At 60.7% G+C, this 1,196-nt stretch carries 2 protein-coding genes; both read right to left on the reverse strand.

Features of this window, described 5'->3' with window-relative positions; genetic code table 11:
* Positions 1-148: 148 nt before the first annotated feature.
* Positions 149-526 (reverse strand): hypothetical protein, encoded by a 378-nt coding sequence (locus tag H587_RS0112515; protein ID WP_027176550.1) that lies wholly within the window; start codon positions 524-526, stop codon positions 149-151.
* Complete coding sequence (locus H587_RS20880; protein WP_034609396.1) at positions 513-716, reverse strand: helix-turn-helix transcriptional regulator; 204 nt, start codon at positions 714-716, stop codon at positions 513-515. Before H587_RS20880 ends, H587_RS0112515 begins: the two co-directional genes overlap by 14 nt.
* Between the last annotated feature and the right edge of the window lie 480 nt (positions 717-1,196).

A 1,196-nucleotide genomic window follows, 5' to 3' on the forward strand; every position in this document is an offset into this window, starting at 1 on the left:
GAGCGCGAGCCCCGCCGGATCGCGCCGGGCCAGGGCCAGGGCGGCGTTGACCGCTCGCCGCATGAAATGTACAAAGCAATTGTTGTCGACCATGTCTATAGTCTCCTGCACGGCCCACGGTATTCGCCTACCGTGGGCCGTCGCGCCCTCAAAATCGCCGCGCCGCGTCAAGAATCTGACAGTAGATGTTGTTGGCCTTGTCCGGCTTCGCAGCAGGTTCGATTGCCAAGAGTTCCGCGTGCAACCTGGTCAGCTCGGCCATGACACGCCCGGCTTCGGCCTGGAGTCGCCTGGTGGCCTGAGCGCAAAGCCCGTTTCTCGGGATACACTCCCGGCAGTGCCGGGCCACAGTGCCGGGCTCAAACTGAAACTCCGCATCCACATCCGCATCCCTTCGGCCGGACATGATCGCGGCCTCGATCCGCAAGATCCACGGGTGGGTGCAGATCGGGCAGCATCGCGGCTTCTTCTCGATCCACACCTTGCCGCCAAGGCGGGGACGGCCGGGGCGATTAGCGGCGACCATCACGCAGCTCCTCGCCGCCGCCCAGTAGGCGATCCAGGGCGGCGGCGATGTCGGACTCTCGCCAAACGCTTGAACGGCCCAACTTCCGGGGCTTGGGCAGGTCGCCGCGAGCTATGAGGGTGTACAAAGTCGAGTTGCAGATTTTCAGTCGAGCCCGCAGGTCGGCCGGGCGAAGAAGATTGATGTCCATGCAAATTCTCCTGGTTTCGCATGAAGATAACATCTTGTTTTTAATGGATAAACTGTTGCGAAAAGGTTGCGGTCTTTCTTTGCCGCCCCTGTTTTCGTAGACATATACAAGTAAAATCAACAAGTTACAGAGTTTGCGGAAAAGGTTGCGCGGCGCAACCCTACGCAACCTTCGCCCCCAACATTGGAAGGGCCGGACTTTTCAGGTGAAAAATTGGCGCGGCGGTGCGGGTGGGCATTCTCACGCCGGACCCTGCCCCGCCCCCTCGCCAAAAGACGGGGGTGGGGGGGGTGGCCCCGCCAGGGGGAAGACGCGGGCGGGGGTCTGGTGGACGAGGCGGACAGATGCGGGGTAAAGGTCAGCTGCGTTTGACAGGCGGGGCCACTTTCAGACTATGAAGGCGTTGACAACTGTTACCTGTGTGGTTACATCCATGATTAAGACCTTTGCCCACAAAGGGCTTGAGGCGTTCTTTAACAC

Source organism: Desulfovibrio aminophilus DSM 12254, assembly GCF_000422565.1.
Lineage (GTDB): Bacteria > Desulfobacterota > Desulfovibrionia > Desulfovibrionales > Desulfovibrionaceae > Aminidesulfovibrio > Aminidesulfovibrio aminophilus.

What these genes read in the sequence shown, in the direction of transcription:
- H587_RS20880 (WP_034609396.1), bottom strand. Translation starts at nt 716, where the DNA reads ATGGACATCAATCTTCTTCGCCCGGCCGACCTGCGGGCTCGACTGAAA.
- H587_RS0112515 (WP_027176550.1), bottom strand. Translation starts at nt 526, where the DNA reads ATGGTCGCCGCTAATCGCCCCGGCCGTCCCCGCCTTGGCGGCAAGGTG.